General features: G+C 61.4%; 11 protein-coding genes. 4 read left to right on the top strand and 7 right to left on the bottom strand.

The annotated features are described in order from the left end of the window. Nucleotides 1-68: 68 nt before the first annotated feature. From GT756_RS08805 to GT756_RS08795, 3 genes are read right to left on the bottom strand one after another with little or no spacing between them, the layout of a single operon-like run. Nucleotides 69-1,409 carry a cytochrome c gene (locus GT756_RS08805; protein WP_004184337.1) on the bottom strand — a complete coding sequence of 447 codons (1,341 nt, stop codon included), beginning with the start codon at nt 1,407-1,409 and terminating at the stop codon, nt 69-71. A 10-nt stretch (nt 1,410-1,419) separates the two neighbouring features. Next, on the bottom strand, nt 1,420-3,204 hold the full coding sequence (locus GT756_RS08800; protein ID WP_002908285.1) for a GMC family oxidoreductase: 1,785 nt from the start codon (nt 3,202-3,204) through the stop codon (nt 1,420-1,422). Between the two features lie 2 nt (nt 3,205-3,206). Beyond that, nucleotides 3,207-3,962 (bottom strand): gluconate 2-dehydrogenase subunit 3 family protein, encoded by a 756-nt coding sequence (locus tag GT756_RS08795; protein WP_165796161.1) that lies wholly within the window; start codon nt 3,960-3,962, stop codon nt 3,207-3,209. A gap of 501 nt (nt 3,963-4,463) precedes the next feature. On the opposite strand from GT756_RS08795, the gene GT756_RS08790 reads away from it, so the two are divergent. Further along, nucleotides 4,464-4,835, top strand: coding sequence for a VOC family protein (locus GT756_RS08790; RefSeq protein ID WP_017899590.1), 372 nt, complete (start codon nt 4,464-4,466; stop codon nt 4,833-4,835). Between the two features lie 7 nt (nt 4,836-4,842). On the opposite strand, the gene GT756_RS08785 is transcribed toward GT756_RS08790, so the two are convergent. The 3 genes from GT756_RS08785 to GT756_RS08775 form a co-directional block, all read right to left on the bottom strand. Further along, nucleotides 4,843-5,913, bottom strand: a complete 1,071-nt coding sequence (locus GT756_RS08785; RefSeq protein WP_160124713.1) for an ABC transporter ATP-binding protein — start codon at nt 5,911-5,913, stop codon at nt 4,843-4,845. After that, the gene (locus tag GT756_RS08780; protein WP_004189548.1) at nt 5,906-7,675 is read right to left on the bottom strand and encodes an iron ABC transporter permease; all 1,770 of its coding nucleotides are present in this window, start codon (nt 7,673-7,675) and stop codon (nt 5,906-5,908) included. Before GT756_RS08780 ends, GT756_RS08785 begins: the two co-directional genes overlap by 8 nt. Nucleotides 7,676-7,750: 75 nt before the next feature. After that, a complete protein-coding gene (locus GT756_RS08775) occupies nt 7,751-8,839 on the bottom strand; it encodes an ABC transporter substrate-binding protein (protein WP_004203017.1) in 1,089 nt (362 codons plus the stop codon). A gap of 303 nt (nt 8,840-9,142) precedes the next feature. Here GT756_RS08775 and GT756_RS08770 point away from each other — a divergent pair, with 303 nt between their 5' ends. Both GT756_RS08770 and fdhF read left to right on the top strand, forming a co-directional pair. Continuing rightward, entirely contained in the window at nt 9,143-10,222 is a 1,080-nt protein-coding gene (locus GT756_RS08770; protein WP_004203019.1) for a malate/lactate/ureidoglycolate dehydrogenase, read from the top strand. 246 nt (nt 10,223-10,468) lie between these two features. Next, nucleotides 10,469-12,619: a formate dehydrogenase subunit alpha gene (gene fdhF / locus GT756_RS08765; RefSeq protein ID WP_060655977.1), complete on the top strand. Its 2,151-nt coding sequence runs from the start codon at nt 10,469-10,471 to the stop codon at nt 12,617-12,619. A 42-nt stretch (nt 12,620-12,661) separates the two neighbouring features. Here the strand turns inward: fdhF and GT756_RS08760 are convergent, their stop codons facing one another. Continuing rightward, the gene (locus GT756_RS08760) at nt 12,662-13,819 is read right to left on the bottom strand and encodes a M20 aminoacylase family protein (RefSeq protein WP_004203021.1); all 1,158 of its coding nucleotides are present in this window, start codon (nt 13,817-13,819) and stop codon (nt 12,662-12,664) included. A 296-nt stretch (nt 13,820-14,115) separates the two neighbouring features. Between GT756_RS08760 and GT756_RS08755 the strand changes: the two genes are divergently transcribed. After that, on the top strand, nt 14,116-15,315 hold the full coding sequence (locus GT756_RS08755) for an MFS transporter (RefSeq protein ID WP_004203023.1): 1,200 nt from the start codon (nt 14,116-14,118) through the stop codon (nt 15,313-15,315). The last annotated feature ends 70 nt before the right edge of the window (nt 15,316-15,385 follow it).

The following is a 15,385-nucleotide window of genomic DNA, read 5'->3' as shown; positions in this document are numbered from 1 at the left end:
GATTCAGACAGTATTTTACGTCCTGGCTAAGTATGGGTTGCGCCGCGCGGGCGACGCAACCCTGACGGTTACTGTCCGGCCCCCGGCAGCTTCGAGATATCAGCGTTGCCTAACGCCTTCTCATCGTGCGCCGCGGTCTCCTTACGCACCTTCGCCACATCGCTGGCGCTGACCGCCGGCGCGTTGTTGCCCCAGCTGGTGCGGATGAAGTTGACCACATCCGCCACCTGCTGGTCGTCCAGACGCCAGCCGAACGACGGCATGGTCAGGTTGGAGACCGCGTCTTTCACCGCCGGCGTGGTGCTCCCGGTCAGAACGATATGGATAAGCGAAGTGGCATCTTCGGTCTGCACCACCGGATTGCCCTTCAGCGACGGGAAGGCGCGTTTATAGCCTACGCCGTCGGTGCGGTGACAGGCGGCGCAGTTATCGACGTACAGCGCGGCGCCGGTTTTGCTGTCGTTACCCTTCCACAGATCTTTCGCCACGCTGTCTTCCACCGGGGCTGGGGTCTGTTTGCCGCCGCGCGGCGGGAGCGACTTCAGATAGCGGGCGATGGCGGTGATGTCGTCATCAGAAAGATACTGCAGACTGTGCTCCACCACATCGCTCATGCCGCCGAAGACCACCGATTTATCGTTACGTCCGGTTTTCAGGAACTCGGCCAGCTCGGCTTCGCTCCAGGTCCCCAGACCGTCGCGGTTTTCGCCGCGCAGGCTGGAGGCAACCCAGCCGTCAATCGGCGCATTGCTGCCCGCCAGGTAATCATCGCCTTCGCTTTCGCTGAGCGCTTTTTCCTGCATCGTCAGGCTACGCGGGGTATGACAGGCGCCGCAGTGGCCCAGGCCTTCCACCAGATAGCGGCCGCGCTCCAGCACCGGGTCAACCTGCGGGTTGGCGACAAAGTCGCTCGGCGTCGGCGCGAAGATGCCGCGCCAGAACGCCAGCGGCCAGCGCATCGACAGCGGCCACGGGATGTCGGTGTCCTTGTTGGCGACATTCACCGGCTCCACGCCGTGCATAAAGTAGGCGTACATGGCGCGCATGTCCGCTTCGCTGATCCGTGCGAACGAGGGATACGGCATCGCCGGATAGAGTGTGGAACCATCTTTCCGCACGCCCTTGCGCACCGCGTCGTCGAACTCTTCGAAGGTGTACCCGCCAATGCCATGTTCTTTATCCGGCGTGATATTGGTGGAGTAGATGGTGCCGATCGGCGTCTCCATCGGCAGACCGCCGGCGAAAGGTTTGCCCGCTTTGCCGTTGGTGTGACAGGCGACACAGTCCCCCGCCCGCGCCAGATACTCCCCTTGCTTAATCAGATTGCTGTCCGCAGGCGCCTCTTCGGCGAAGGCCGCGCAGCTCAATGCCCCAAGCACCAGGGCCGATAACCATTGCATTTTCATCATCTGCCTTCCTTTATGCCTGCACCAGGGGACCCGGATTTTTCAGATACTGCTCGCGGATCGCCTTCGCTGACCAGTAGGCCAGCGCGGCCACCGTGCCGGTTGGGTTATAGCCCAGCCCCTGCGGGAAAGCGGAGGCGCCGATGACGAAGACGTTATGCACGTCCCAGCTTTGCAGATAACGGTTAACGGCGCTGGTTTTCGGATCCTCCCCCATCACCGCCCCGCCGTTCATATGGGTGGTCTGGTAGGTGGTGGTATCAAAGTGGCTGTTGGCGTTTTTCGGGCTGCCGAGGATATATTTCGGCTTCATCGCTTTGGCGATCGGCGCCATCTTATCGAACATAAACTGCGCCATCTTGATGTCGTTTTCCTGCCAGTCGAAGGTCATGCGCAGCAGCGGCTGGCCAAAGACGTTTTTGTAGTTCGGATCAAGATCGAGGTAGTTCTGCCGATAGGACTGATGCGCGCCGTGGGCATCCATCGACAGGTGATGGGTGTAGGTATCGGCCACCGCCGCTTTCCACTTGCTGCCCCACGCCGGGGTGCCCGGCGGTACCGGGAAACCGGAGATGGGCTTGGTCCCGGCCTGGTTGACCCAGAACGGCGAACCGCCGACAAAGCCGGCCGCGCCGTGGTCGAAGTTGTCGGCGTTGAAGTCGTCGACGCCGACGCCGTTGCCGCCCGCGCCGATAAACGGGTTGGTATAGGTGTCTTTGTCGAAAATGGCCTTGATGGTGGTCATGTTCTGGTAGGCAAAGTTACGCCCCACCACTCCTTCGCCGGTCTCCGGATTGTACGGTTTGCCGATCCCGGAGAGCAGCATCAGGTGCACGTTATGGAACTGGAAGGCGCCGATGATCACCAGGTCCGCCGGCTGCTCCATTTCGCGTCCCTGGCCGTCGACGTAGGTCACGCCGGTAGCGCGGGATTTGTCGTCGGTCAGGTTGACCTTCAGCACGTTGGCGTTGGTCCGCAGCTCAAAGCGTTTTTCCTGGCGCAGCGCCGGCAGGATGTTCACGTTCGGCGAGGCTTTAGAGTACATGTAGCAGGCGTAGCCGCTGCAGAAACCGCAGAAGTTGCACGGACCCATCTGCGCGCCATAGGGGTTGGTATAGGAGTCGGAGGTGTTGGCCGACGGCAGGTTGTAGGGATGGTAACCCACCTCAAGCGCCGCTTTTTCAAACAGCTGCGCTGACCAGGTGTTTTTCTGCGCCGGCAGCGGGAAGTCGTCTGAGCGGTCCGGGGCGAAAGCGTTGCCGCCGCGGCCTTTACCGACGACCTTGCCCTTGATCGACCAGGCGGTCCCGGAGGTGCCGAACACTTTCTCCGCTTTATCGAAGAACGGTTCCAGCTCGTCGTAGGTGACGCCGAAATCCTGGATGATCATATCCTGGGGAATGAAGTTTTTGCCGTAGCGCTCTTCATAGTGGCTGCGCATCCGCAGTTCGATGGGATCGACGCGGAAATGGACGCCGGACCAGTGCAGCCCGGCCCCACCCACGCCAGTACCCGGCAGGAAAGCCGCCAGCTGGCGATACGGCACCGCCTGCTGGCTGGTGTTATGGCGGATGGTGACGGTGCTTTTCGACAGATCCTGGAACAGCTTGCGGCGGATGTTGTAGGTCAGCTCATCAATCACCTGCGGATAGGCGCCGTCCGGCCAGGTGTCGCGCATCGGGCCGCGCTCCAGCGCCACGACGTTGAGCCCGGCTTCGGTCAGCTCTTTGGCCATGATCGCCCCAACCCAGCCGAAGCCGACGATCGCGACATCGGTTTTTTTCAATACGGTGGCCATGATTACGCCCTCTCCCCATTAATTGATACCGGCGGGAAGGGGTAGCGTTCGCCCCGTTCAACCCAGTCCATAAAGTCGGCGCGCGCGCCGGGAAAATTAATCAGCGTCCAGCCGACCATGCCTTTATTACCGCCATGGATCGGGTCGCTGAAGAAGCCTTCTCGGGTGTTCTGCAGCAGATAGGTGAAGAACAGCGAGGCCGGAAGCTGTTTGAACTCGGCTTTGCCGGATTCCCACAGGCCGAGGGCCTCGTCCTGCTGCTCGTTGCTCAGTTCAGCGAAGGTCTTGCGATACTTGTCCTGACACCACGCCTCGGCGTCGGCGATCCCGAGGTTATAGATCTGTTTGGGCACCAACGGCAGCTGATAGCCCATCTCTTTCGGCACGTCGGGGTTGAAGGGCCCCTGCATATACCAGATGGAGCCGGTGGCGTAAGGGGTATTAAGCTGGCGGTCGATAAACTCCGGCACGCCGGCCTCTTTAGCGCCGGGGCCAAGTTCATCCGCTGGGATCAGGCGCGCGACGGCGGCGTTGATAAACGCCCACTCACGATCGTTGAAGAACTGCGGCTTCCAGTCGCTGGCCGCCGCCGTGTTCCCGGAGGCTGGCTCTGAAGCGGGGGCCGCCTGCGCGGTCGCGCTGGTGGCCACGCCAATGGCCCCTGCTCCCGCGCCGCCGATCACCACCGTCGGGATCAGCGCCATCGACTTCACCAGGAAATCACGCCTGGAATTGTTAGTTTTCTCGCTCGACATCATCACATTCCTGTCATTGAAAATTACTGTTTTTGTCGCTGACAAAACCAGTGAATGTCGTGCTGGAACCGATACCATTGCGCTTTTAAACCGCTTAGCGTCTGGCCCGGCCCGGCAAGTCGGATAAAACATCGCCAGAGGCGATATCATTTATAGGGTTATCGTTTGGATAGTAGACGATTCTCAACGAAACGCGGGAAATCGGAGAGAAATTCACCGGAATGTCATCGTGAGAAGGGTGCTGCCATAACCTTGAGGCGGTAAACCGGCGGCGTTCACACCGCGCTGAGCTTACCCATGCGCCAAAAAAGAGTGACTTGTATCACAAATGTTATTTTTTGTTTATGGTACATGGCAGATTAAACGTCTGTAAATACTCGTATTAGGAATAATTAAACATTTTGAGCTGTTAAAAAAGTTAATAACCGTTGTTAACTATTTTGCATCTATTTCCCGGCTAACGCGTTCGGCTGGCGATATCCCATCCGCAGGAGAAGAGAAGATATGTTCGATCATGTGAAATTCGGCGTCAGTGATTATGCCGCGAGCAAAGCGTTCTTTTTACAAGCCCTTGCCCCGCTTGGCGTAACGCTGGTCGGCGAAGGCGAGCCGACCTACGGCGCAGAGCTGGCCGGCAGCGGCGATGTCTCTCTATGCCTCTATCAAAGTACGGAAAAACCGGCGCCGCTGCACATTGCCTTTCGCGCCGACAGCCGCGAGCAGGTCGATGCCTTCTGGCAGGCGGCGCTGGCCGCCGGAGGAAAGGACAACGGCGCGCCGGGGTTACGACCAAACTACCACGCCAGTTATTACGCCGCCTTTGTGATTGCGCCAGACGGGCACAATATTGAAGCCGTGTGCCATCTGGCGTCTTAACCAGCGGTTACCGCTGCGGAAAAATCCACACATCCTCCGCCGGGAGCGTCAGATGACAGTGTTCGGCATCGCGCAGCGCCGTTCCGTAGGCGCGCAGCGGGAAATCGTCGCCCTCGGTGCGGAACAGGTACTCCCAGCGGTCGCCGAGGTACATGCTGGTCAGCAGCGGTAGCTGGAGACTGTTATCCTGCGCCGCGCCGTCCAGACGCAGGCGCTCGACGCGGATCACCGCCGTCGCCGGCTCGCCGACGCTAACCCCCTCGCCCGCTCGCCCCCACAGGCTCCAGCTGGCGCCTTCGATCCGCGCCCTGCCGTTCTCCAGCGCCATTACCTTGCCGTGCAGGCGGTTATTGCTGCCCATAAACTCGGCGGCGAACAGCGTCGCCGGGCTGCCATACATCTCCTGCGGCGTCCCCTGCTGCTCGATGACACCATTGTTCAGCAGCAGAATACGATCCGAGATGGCCATCGCCTCATTCTGATCGTGGGTGACCATCAGCGCCGACAGGCCCAGCTTGACGATCAGCTCGCGCAGAAACACCCGCGCCTCTTCGCGCAGCTTGGCGTCAAGGTTGGAGAGCGGCTCATCCAGCAGGATCACCGGCGGGTTGTAGACCAGCGCCCGGCCGATGGCCACCCGCTGCTGCTGGCCGCCGGAGAGCTGGTGCGGATGGCGGTTGCCAAGGTGCCCGAGCCCCAGCTGATCCAGCACGCGCTGCACCCGCTCTTTTATCTCCCCGGCGGCCACTTTACGCAGCTTCAGCGGATAGGCCACGTTGTCGAACACCGTTTTGTGCGGCCACAGGGCATAGGACTGGAACACCAGGCCGAGGTTACGCTCTTCGGCCGGGATCTCGCTGCGCGGCGTGCCGTCGTACACCGTGCGGTTGCCGATGGCGATCCGTCCGCTCGTCGGCTTCTCCAGCCCGGCCACCGCCCGCAGCAGCGTGGTTTTGCCGCTTCCCGACGGCCCCAGCAACGACACCAACTCTCCCCGGCCGAGCGTCATCGACACCCCTTTCAGCACCGGGTTGTCGCCATAGGTGAGATGCAGGTTTTCTACCGATAACTCAATCATGTAATTTCACTCCAAAGCGCAGGGCGATGCCAAGGCCAATCACCACCAGCAGAATATTGATAAAGGAGAGCGCCGCGACGATATCGATGGCCCCCGCCGCCCACAGCGACACCAGCATCGAGCCGATGGTTTCGGTACCCGGCGACAGCAGATAGACGCCGGTGGAATATTCGCGCTCAAAGATAAGGAACATCAGCAGCCAGGAGCCAATCAGCCCATAGCGCGACAGCGGGACGGTGACGTGGCGGGTGATCTGCCCCCGCGAGGCGCCGGTGCTGCGCGCCGCCTCCTCCAGCTCCGGGCCCACCTGCAGCAGCGTCGAAGAGATGAGCCGCAGGCCATAAGCCATCCATACCACGGTGTAGGCCAGCCAGACGCTGAAGATGGTGTTGCGCAGCGCGCGCAGCTGCACGATAAGGTGCTCCCGCAGCCAGTCGGCCACCGGCAGCGCCGAGAGCCAGCCGTGCTTCAGCGACTGATCGAGCCACATCGGCACAAACAGGAACACCCACAGGAAGGCCAGACCGGCCAGCAGCCCCGGCACCGCGCGCGGGACCAGTACGCTGTAATCAAGAAAGCGGGTGACGTTGTCCGCTTTGCGGTGCATGGCGATACCGACAAACAGATAGCAGATCACCGCCAGCGCGCCGCCGACGATGCCGATAGCCATCGAGTTGACGATCGCCCTCAGCAGGTTGGGCTGCTGCCAGATATTGTGGAACGTCGTCAGCGACAGCTCATCCCACAGCGACACGCCGACGCCCCAGTTGGAGATAAAAGCGCGCAGCGCCACGCCGAGCAGCGGCACGCCGATGGTCACCGTCAGCCAGGCCACTACCACCGCCCCGGCCACCCAGCGCCATTTGCCCAGCGGCAGCGCCCGCGCCTGCGACGCCTTGCCCTTCATGGTGACAAAGCGGTTGGCGGTGCGCATCAGCCGCCGCTGGAGCATCACCAGCGGGATGGTGATGCAGATCAGCACCACCGCCACCGCCGCCATCAGATGGTAGGAGGGGGTGCCGAGCTTGTTGGTCAGCTTGTAGAGATAGGTCGCCAGCACCATGTTGCCCTCGGGGTCGCCCAGCACCAGCATCAGACCGAAGACTTCCAGACCGAGGAAAAAGAGCAGCACGCAGGCGTAAAGAATGGACGGCCGCACCATCGGCAGACTCACCGAGGTCATCACCTGCAGCGGCGTGGCGCCGACGGTGCGCGCCGCCTCTTCCACGTCCGAGCCGACGCTGCGCAGCGCCGAGGAGATATAGAGATAGGCGTGCGGCACGTGGGTTAAGCCGGCGATGACCACAATACTGAACATCGAGTAGATATTCCACGGCACAAAGCCGATCAGCTGCTGCGCCCACTGTGAAAAGAAGCCTACCGGCCCGGCGGCCACCACGTAGCCAAAGCCCAGCACCATCGGCGAGACGAAGATCGGCACCAGGATCAGCGGCTCAATGAACCGCCGGCCGGGTAAATCGGTGCGTACCATCAGAAAGGCCAAAATACCGCCCAGTGGAATGGCGATAATCACCAGGCCAAAGGCCAGAATAAAGCCTGACCTTAACGCCAGATAAAAATCCGGGTCGGTAAAAATAAAGGCGAAGGCTTCCAGGCTCCAGGATTTGGAGCGGGAAAAGAACGGCGCGGAGAGAAAACTCTGCACCACAATAAATAACAGCGGGACATAAATCACCAGCGCCGTGATGCACACCACCACGCCGCGCGGCAGCCCCTGCCACTTTCTGCGTAATACATTCATGGTTCATCCCTTTGGTCAGGTGAATAAACCCGCCGGGTGTGAATAAGGGGGCATCGGCGATGCCCCGGGGGAGGATTATTTCGCGGCGGCGCTGCGCCATTGTTTAATAAACTGCAGACGTTTTTGCGGCTGTAAATAATCCAGCAGCGTTTCGTTGACCGGGATCGGTTTTAACGCTTTGCCCAGCAGCGCGGTCATGCCGTCGATATCATTTTTGCCTTCAATATCGCGACGAATAGAGGGAATATCCGCCTGACTGGCGAGGATCTGCTGGCCTTTTTCCGACAGGACATAGTCCAGCCACAATTTTGCCGCATTGGGATGTTCGCTCTCCTGGCTAATAAACGAGACGCGGGAGAGCACCAGCACGTAATCTTTCGGATAGGCAATGCCTAAAGAGGGATCGTTTTTCGCCCGCGCTTCGGCATAGGAGCCAAGGATGTTATAGCCGATCAGGTTTTCGCCAGAGGAGACGCGCTCCATCATCGTTCCGGTGGAAGACTGCACCGTCAGGCCGCCTTTGGCGATATTCGCCAGGTCGGTAAAATAGTTCGCGTCGGCCTGGCTGTCCTGCACCGCCAGCATAAAGCCGAGGCCCGATTTTTCGATATCGTAGGTGGTGACTTTGCCTTTAAATTTATCGGCCTGGCTGGCGATCAATTTTGCCAGCGCGGTATGCGAATCCGGAACTTCATTCTGCGGGATCAGCCGTTTGTTATAGATAAATACCACCGGCTCGTAGGTGGTGCCATAGGCTTTCTGCTGCCACACCGCCCAGTCGGGCAATTGCTTCACCTCCGGCGAGGCATATTGTTCCGCGTATTCGGTGGCTAATTTCAGCGCCGTATCCATCGATGAGCTCCACACCACGTCCCCGCTGCCGCCCCCGGCGGCCTGCTCGCTGATATAGCGGTTATACAGCTCGGTGCTGTTCATGTCGTTATATTCGACTTTGACGCCCGGATATTGCGCTTCGAATCCTTTAATTAACGGCCCGGCGGCTTTGGTATCGGTTGTGGAATAGATCACCACCTTGCCCTCTTTGACGGCGGCATCAACCGTTTTTTGATAATCCGCCGGATAGCCCGCAGGCACCTCCGCCCAGGCGGCACAGGCGAAAACGGCCGTCAGTGAAACCACTAAACCACTTATTTTCTTATACATGATACCAACCTTTAATCATCAATTAATAAACACAAATTTAACATATAGTGGTATCAGCTGCCCTTGCAACGCCGGGGCTGGCTTTTTTCTGGCTTTTGTGACAGTGGCAGAATTTAAAAATGTGGTGTTTATGACGTTAATTAAAACGCGATCGCGGACCGGTTTTTTATCGTCTGGCGTATAACGCAGACGCTGGCGCAGTGGCGTGACGCCCGGAGCCCCCGCCCTTGACCTTCTGCGCCGGGCGGCGCAGCATAAAACGGCAAACATAACAAAATAACAACAGACTACAGGAGAGAATCAGTGCCAACAGGACACCGCTTTCTGGCGACGGATCTGCATCAGTTTGTCGTCTCACTGTTTACCCATCTCGGCAGCCGCTCAGAAGAAGCGACGCTGGTCGCCGACCACCTGATCGCCGCCAACCTGGCCGGGCATGACTCCCATGGCGTCGGGATGATCCCAAGCTATGTGAAATCCCATGCCGGCGGTTTTCTGCAGCTCAACCGCCACGCCACGGTCACCAAAGACGCCGGCGCCGTGGTCACCCTCGACGGCAACGCCGGCTTCGGCCAGGTGGTCGCCCACGAAGCGATGCAGTTAGGTATCGAAAAGGCGAAGCAGCACGGCATGGCGGCTATCGCCCTGCGCAATGCGCATCACGTCGGGCGCATCGGCTACTGGGCCGAGCAGTGCGCCGCCGCCGGGCTGATCTCTATTCACTTCGTCAGCGTGATCGGCGACCCGATGGTCGCTCCGTTCCGCGGAAAAGACAGTCGCTTCGGCACCAACCCCCTGTGCGTGGTGTTTCCGCGAGAGGGCCATCCGCCGCTGCTGCTGGACTACGCCACCAGCGCCATCGCCTTTGGTAAAACCCGCGTCGCCTGGCACAAAGGGGAAGCCGTGGCCCCCGGCTGCCTGATCGACGCCGAGGGGTTGCCCACCACCGACCCGGCGGTGATGCAAACCTCGCCGCTGGGCGCCCTGCTCACCTTCGCCCAGCACAAAGGCTATGCCCTGGCGACGCTGTGTGAAGTGCTCGGCGGCGCGCTCTCCGGGGGGCAAACCACCCATCAGGAAAGCCTGCAGACCAGCGTCGACGCCATCTTTAACTGCATGACCACCGTGATCCTGCGCCCGGACGCGTTCGATGCCCCGGACAGCCAGGCGCAGACGGAGGCCTTTATCGCATGGTGTAAACAGTCGCCGCACGATCCCGATGCCCCGGTGCTGGCCCCCGGCGAATGGGAAGCCGCCAACCGCGAAGCGCGCCTGGCCGAGGGGATCCCGCTGGATGCGGGCAGCTGGCAGGCAATCTGCGCCGCCGCACGCGACGTCGGCCTGAGCGAGTCGCATATCACCCGCTGCCGCCCTCTCGCGTAGCGGCGTTTTCCCCCGCAGAGCGTCTGACGTCGGCGCTCTGCGTCATCGTCATTAGTGACGAGGTCACGCTCCCGTCATCATCCATCTGAAGTTTTTCATTATAAATCAACACATTAAAATCTGGCACGAGACCTGCATAGCGCAGCGGGCCTGCGTCCGCATCACCACCAGGCGATACCGCGATCGTTGCCCGTCGGGCCCGGCGCGACAGCGATCCTCTGTTCACTGTTAACAGGTCTGTTACTGATGAAAAAAATCACGAGCGTGTGCCCCTACTGCGGGGCGGGTTGCAAACTTAAACTGGTTGTCGACAACAATAAAATCATTCGCGCGGAAGCCGCCGACGGCGTCACCAACCAGAACCAGCTGTGCCTGAAAGGCTATTACGGCTGGGATTTTCTGAACGACACGCAGCTCCTGACGCCCCGTCTTAAACAACCGATGATCCGCTACCAGAAAGGCGGCGCCTTTACGCCGGTCAGCTGGCAGGAGGCGATTCGCTATACCGCCAGCAAGCTCAGGGAGATCAAAGAGAAGCATGGCCCGCGCGCCATCATGACCACCGGCTCCTCGCGCGGCACCGGCAACGAAACCAACTATGTGATGCAAAAGTTCGCCCGCGCGGTGCTGAACACCAATAACGTCGACTGCTGCGCCCGCGTCTGCCACGGCCCCTCTGTCGCCGGGCTACAGCAGGCGCTGGGCAACGGGGCGATGAGCAACTCGATAAGCGACATCGAAAACTCGAAGTGCCTGCTGGTCTTTGGCTACAACTGCGCCGACTCCCATCCCATCGTCGCCCGCCGGGTGATCAAAGCCCGGGAAAACGGTGCCAAGATCATCGTCTGCGATCCGCGACGCATTGAAACCGCACGCATAGCCGACCGTCATCTGCAGCTCAACAACGGCAGCAATATGGCGCTGGTGAACGCCTTCGGCTATGTCCTGCTGGAGGAGGAGCTGTACAACAAAGCCTATGTCGAACGCTACACCGAAGGGCTGGACGCCTACCGCGAGGCGGTGAAGGATTACGCCCCGGAAGCAGTGGAAGAGATTGTCGGGGTCAGCGCGCAGGCTATTCGCGAGGCGATGCGCATGTTTGCCGCCGCCCCTTCCGCCACCATTATGTGGGGCATGGGGGTCACCCAGTTTGGCCAGGCGGTGGACGTGGTGCGCGGCCTGGCAAGCCTGGCGCTGCTCACCGGCAACCTGGGGCGGGCGAACGTCGGTGTGGGCCCGGTTCGTGGGCAAAACAATGTGCAGGGCGCCTGCGATATGGGCGTGCTGCCGAACCTGTTCCCCGGCTATCAGGAGGTCACCGACCCCGCCGTGCGGGCCAAATTCGCCGCCGCCTGGGGGATCGACCCGGCGCAAATGGATGACCAGGTCGGCACCCGCATCACCGAAGTGCCGCATAAAGCGCTGACCGGCGAGATCAAAGCCTACTACATCATGGGCGAAGATCCGCTGCAGACCGAAGCCGACCTCGGCCTGGTGCGCAAAGGCATCGAGGCGCTGGACTTCGTGGTGGTGCAGGATATCTTCATGACCAAAACGGCGGAGATTGCCGATGTCCTGCTGCCGGCCACCTCCTGGGGCGAGCACGGTGGCGTCTTCACCTGCGCCGACCGCGGGTTTCAGCGGTTTGAACAGGCAATCCCTCCGGCGGGGAATGTGAAGCGCGACTGGGAGATCATCAGTCTGCTGGCCAGCGAAATGGGCTATCCGATGCACTATGAGAACAACCAGCAGATCTGGGACGAGATGCGCGAGCTCTGCCCGCTTTTCTACGGCGTGACCTGGGAGAAAATGGGCGATATGGGCCATGTTCAGTGGCCGTGCCCGACCCTCGACCACCCCGGCACGCCGTGGCTGTATAAAGACAACCGCTTCGACACCCCATCGGGTAAAGGGCAGCTGTTCGCCACCGCCTGGCGCGCGCCGGCGGAGCGTCCGGATGATGAATGGCCGCTGGTGCTCTGCACGGTGCGGGAGGTGGGGCACTACTCCTGCCGCTCGATGACCGGCAACTGCGCCGCGCTGCAGTCGCTGGCCGACGAGCCGGGACGGGTGCAGATGAATCCGGTGGATGCGCAACGGCTGGGGATCGCTGACAAACAGCTGGTGTGGGTTAGCTCCCGACGCGGGAAAGTCATCACCCGCGCCGACCTCAGCGATCGCATCAACCCGGGCGCGGTCTATATGACCTATCAGTGGTGGGTGGGCGCCTGCAATGAGCTGACCCAGGATAACCTCGATCCGATCTCCAAAACGCCGGAAACCAAATACTGTGCGGTGAAAGTGGAAGCGATAGCCGACCAGCAGTGGGCGGAGCGCTATGCCTGGACGGCCTACAGCGACATGAAGGCGCGACTGAAAGCCGCCGCCGACGTCTGACCTCAGGGAGCGCGCGCGCTCCCTGCTGCCGCTGCCGGTGGGTTACGCCGCCGGCAGCTGTTTCTCCACCAGCGCCACCCACATCGCCACCCCGTGGCTAATCAGCGCATCGTTAAAGTCATAGCTGGCGTTATGCAGCGGCTTCGACGGCGTTTCGCCATCGGTGCCGATCCAGAAATAGGCCCCCGGACAGGCCTCCAGCATGCAGGCAAAATCCTCAGAGGCCATCGACGGCGCCTGGTTCCAGCGCACCGCCTCCGCGCCAAGGGTGGCGACCGCCACCTCGCGCAGCAGCTGCGCCTGCGGCGCATGGTTTTTGGTCACCGGATACCCCGGAAACCAGCTAATCTCGCCCTGCACATCGGACACCTGCGGCTGGGTCGCCACATAGCTTTCGATAAGCTCCCGCACGCGGGCGCGAACGCGATTGCTCAGGCAGCGGAAGGTGCCGCGCAGCACCACGGTGTCCGGCAGGACGTTGATCGCCTCGCCGCCGTTTATCTGGGTGATGCTGACCACCGCCGAATCCTGTGGCGACAGGCGGCGGGAAGGAATGGTCTGCAGCGCCATAATCAGCTGCGCCGCAGCGACGATCGGATCGGCCCCGCTCTCCGGCATCGCCGCATGGCAGCTTTTGCCGCGCAGGGTGATCTCGAAGGCGTCGAGGGAGGCCATCATCGCGCCATCGCTGAGCGCCACTTCGCCAAGCGGGATCCCCGGCCAGTTATGTAGCGCGTAAATCGCATCCATCGGGAAGCGTTCGAATAATCCCTCCTCCACCATTTTGCGCGCGCCGCCGAGGTTCTCTTCCGCTGGCTGGAAAACAAAGTGGACGGTGCCGCTGAACTGACGGGTCTGCGCCAGATGGGCGGCGGCCGCCAGCAGCATCGCGGTGTGGCCATCGTGGCCGCAGGCGTGCATGACCCCGGCGCGGCGCGAACGGTAGCTGACGCTCCCCAGCTCGGTGATCGGCAGGGCGTCCATATCGGCGCGCAGGCCGATGACCGGCCCGGGGCCGTTTTCCAGCGTCGCCACGACGCCGGTGCCGGCCAGCCCGCGATGAACCTGCAGGCCAAACGAGGCCAGCAGCTCGGCGACGCGGCGCGAGGTCTCCTGCTCCTGATATCCGAGCTCAGGCGCGGCGTGAAACTCACGTCGCCAGCCTGTGGCTTCGGCGATCAGTGACGGCGATACGGCCATGTATTACTCCTTTCCTGCATAGCGTAATGCTGAATAATTTGGTCATGCGTTGCGTTTTTACCCGTCGCTCATCGGCGTCGGGTCGCTGCCGCTCCCTCCGTTATATCCTGTCGCTAACACGCTGACAACGTCACGAAATGCGGCGGCGGCGCGGCGTACAGGCCTGCCGTCGCCCGGCGGCCCTTTTTTGGTAGTGATTTCAACGGTGACAACGGCCAGGCGATTAATTATTATGCAGCTCAGGACGGCAATTTGCCGAAGGATCCACTACTGACCTCTCCGTCATCGGAAATAAAATGTTTAACCCAGACCAGAATCGTCTTGCTCCCACGCTGGCGATGATCATGGCCGCGTCGCTCGTGGGATTTATCACCGGCTATACGGTGCCGTTAATCAGTCTTGAGCTGGCGCAGCAGCAGATCGCGCCGCTGTATGTCGGCCTGCTGGCCGCCCTGCCGCCCGCCGGCATGATGATCTCCTCTTTCCTCTCTCCTGCGCTGTGCCGGCGCGTTGAGATGGGCGTGCTGCTGAGCGGCAGTTTGATCCTGCTGGCGCTGGCGACCATCGCCTCATGCATGACCACCGATATGACGCTGCTTCTGCTGCCGCGCCTGCTGACCGGCCTGGCCTCCGGGGTCATTATCGTCCTCGGTGAAAGCTGGATCACCGGCGGCGCGGCAGGCAACCAGCGCGCCACCCTCACCGGTATCTACGCCTCGGCCTTTACCGGCTGCCAGCTGGCCGGGCCGCTGCTGATCTCCGTCGGCCCCGCCTGGCAGGCCTCGGCGCTGATGGCGATCGTCGCGGTCACCGCCGTCTGCCTGCTGATGCTGCGCCATCTGCCCACCGGCACCCGCGAAAGCCTTGGGGAGCGCGCCAGCTGGCGCAGCCTCGGCGCCTTCCTGCCGGTACTGGCCTCCGGGGTCTTCTGCTTCGCTTTCTTCGACGCCAGCATCCTCGCCCTGCTGCCACTGTACGGTATGGATAAAGGGCTTAATGAAGGAATGGCGGTGCTGCTGGTGACCGTGGTACTTACCGGGGATGCGATGTTCCAGACCCCGCTCGGCTGGCTGGCCGACCGGGTCGGCATTCGCCGCGTGCATCTGGCCTGCGCGGTGGTTTTCAGCCTGTCGCTGCTGGCCCTGCCGCTGATGCTCGGTTCGCGCATTCAGCTGATGGCCATTTGCCTGCTGCTGGGCGCCGCGGCGGGGGCGCTTTATACCCTGTCGCTGGTACGGGCGGGGAAAACCTTCAGCGGACAGAAGCTGATTATGATTAACGCCCTGTTCGGCTTTTTCTGGTCCGCCGGCAGCGTCGCCGGGCCGGTAGTCAGCGGCATGCTGATCGGCATCACCGGCTACGATGGCCTGATCGCCACCCTGGTGGCCAGCGGCGTGCTGTTCCTGCTGATCCAGTGTCTGTGCAAAAACGAGAAAACCCTGCTCGCCAGCGAGCAGGAAGACGACATGGACGAAGCGACGGAGTCCGCGCAGTAGTCCTGACGGGCTGGCCTGGCGCCAGCCCTTTTTTTATGGCCCTTACCTGAGGGAATCCTGTTCTTGCTGG

Origin of the sequence: Klebsiella sp. Q2, assembly GCF_009900705.1 — a bacterium.
Lineage (GTDB): Bacteria > Pseudomonadota > Gammaproteobacteria > Enterobacterales > Enterobacteriaceae > Klebsiella > Klebsiella quasipneumoniae.
Note: the sequence above shows the minus strand (reverse complement) of the source record. Positions and strands in the feature narration are given on the sequence as shown.

Bases quoted from the DNA above. Each gene is read 5' to 3' on its own strand.
- GT756_RS08805 (WP_004184337.1), bottom strand. From the start codon at position 1,409: ATGATGAAAATGCAATGGTTATCGGCCCTGGTGCTTGGGGCATTGAGC.
- GT756_RS08800 (WP_002908285.1), bottom strand. From the start codon at position 3,204: ATGGCCACCGTATTGAAAAAAACCGATGTCGCGATCGTCGGCTTCGGC.
- GT756_RS08795 (WP_165796161.1), bottom strand. From the start codon at position 3,962: ATGATGTCGAGCGAGAAAACTAACAATTCCAGGCGTGATTTCCTGGTG.
- GT756_RS08790 (WP_017899590.1), top strand. From the start codon at position 4,464: ATGTTCGATCATGTGAAATTCGGCGTCAGTGATTATGCCGCGAGCAAA.
- GT756_RS08785 (WP_160124713.1), bottom strand. From the start codon at position 5,913: ATGATTGAGTTATCGGTAGAAAACCTGCATCTCACCTATGGCGACAAC.
- GT756_RS08780 (WP_004189548.1), bottom strand. From the start codon at position 7,675: ATGAATGTATTACGCAGAAAGTGGCAGGGGCTGCCGCGCGGCGTGGTG.
- GT756_RS08775 (WP_004203017.1), bottom strand. From the start codon at position 8,839: ATGTATAAGAAAATAAGTGGTTTAGTGGTTTCACTGACGGCCGTTTTC.
- fdhF (WP_060655977.1), top strand. From the start codon at position 10,469: ATGAAAAAAATCACGAGCGTGTGCCCCTACTGCGGGGCGGGTTGCAAA.
- GT756_RS08760 (WP_004203021.1), bottom strand. From the start codon at position 13,819: ATGGCCGTATCGCCGTCACTGATCGCCGAAGCCACAGGCTGGCGACGT.
- GT756_RS08755 (WP_004203023.1), top strand. From the start codon at position 14,116: ATGTTTAACCCAGACCAGAATCGTCTTGCTCCCACGCTGGCGATGATC.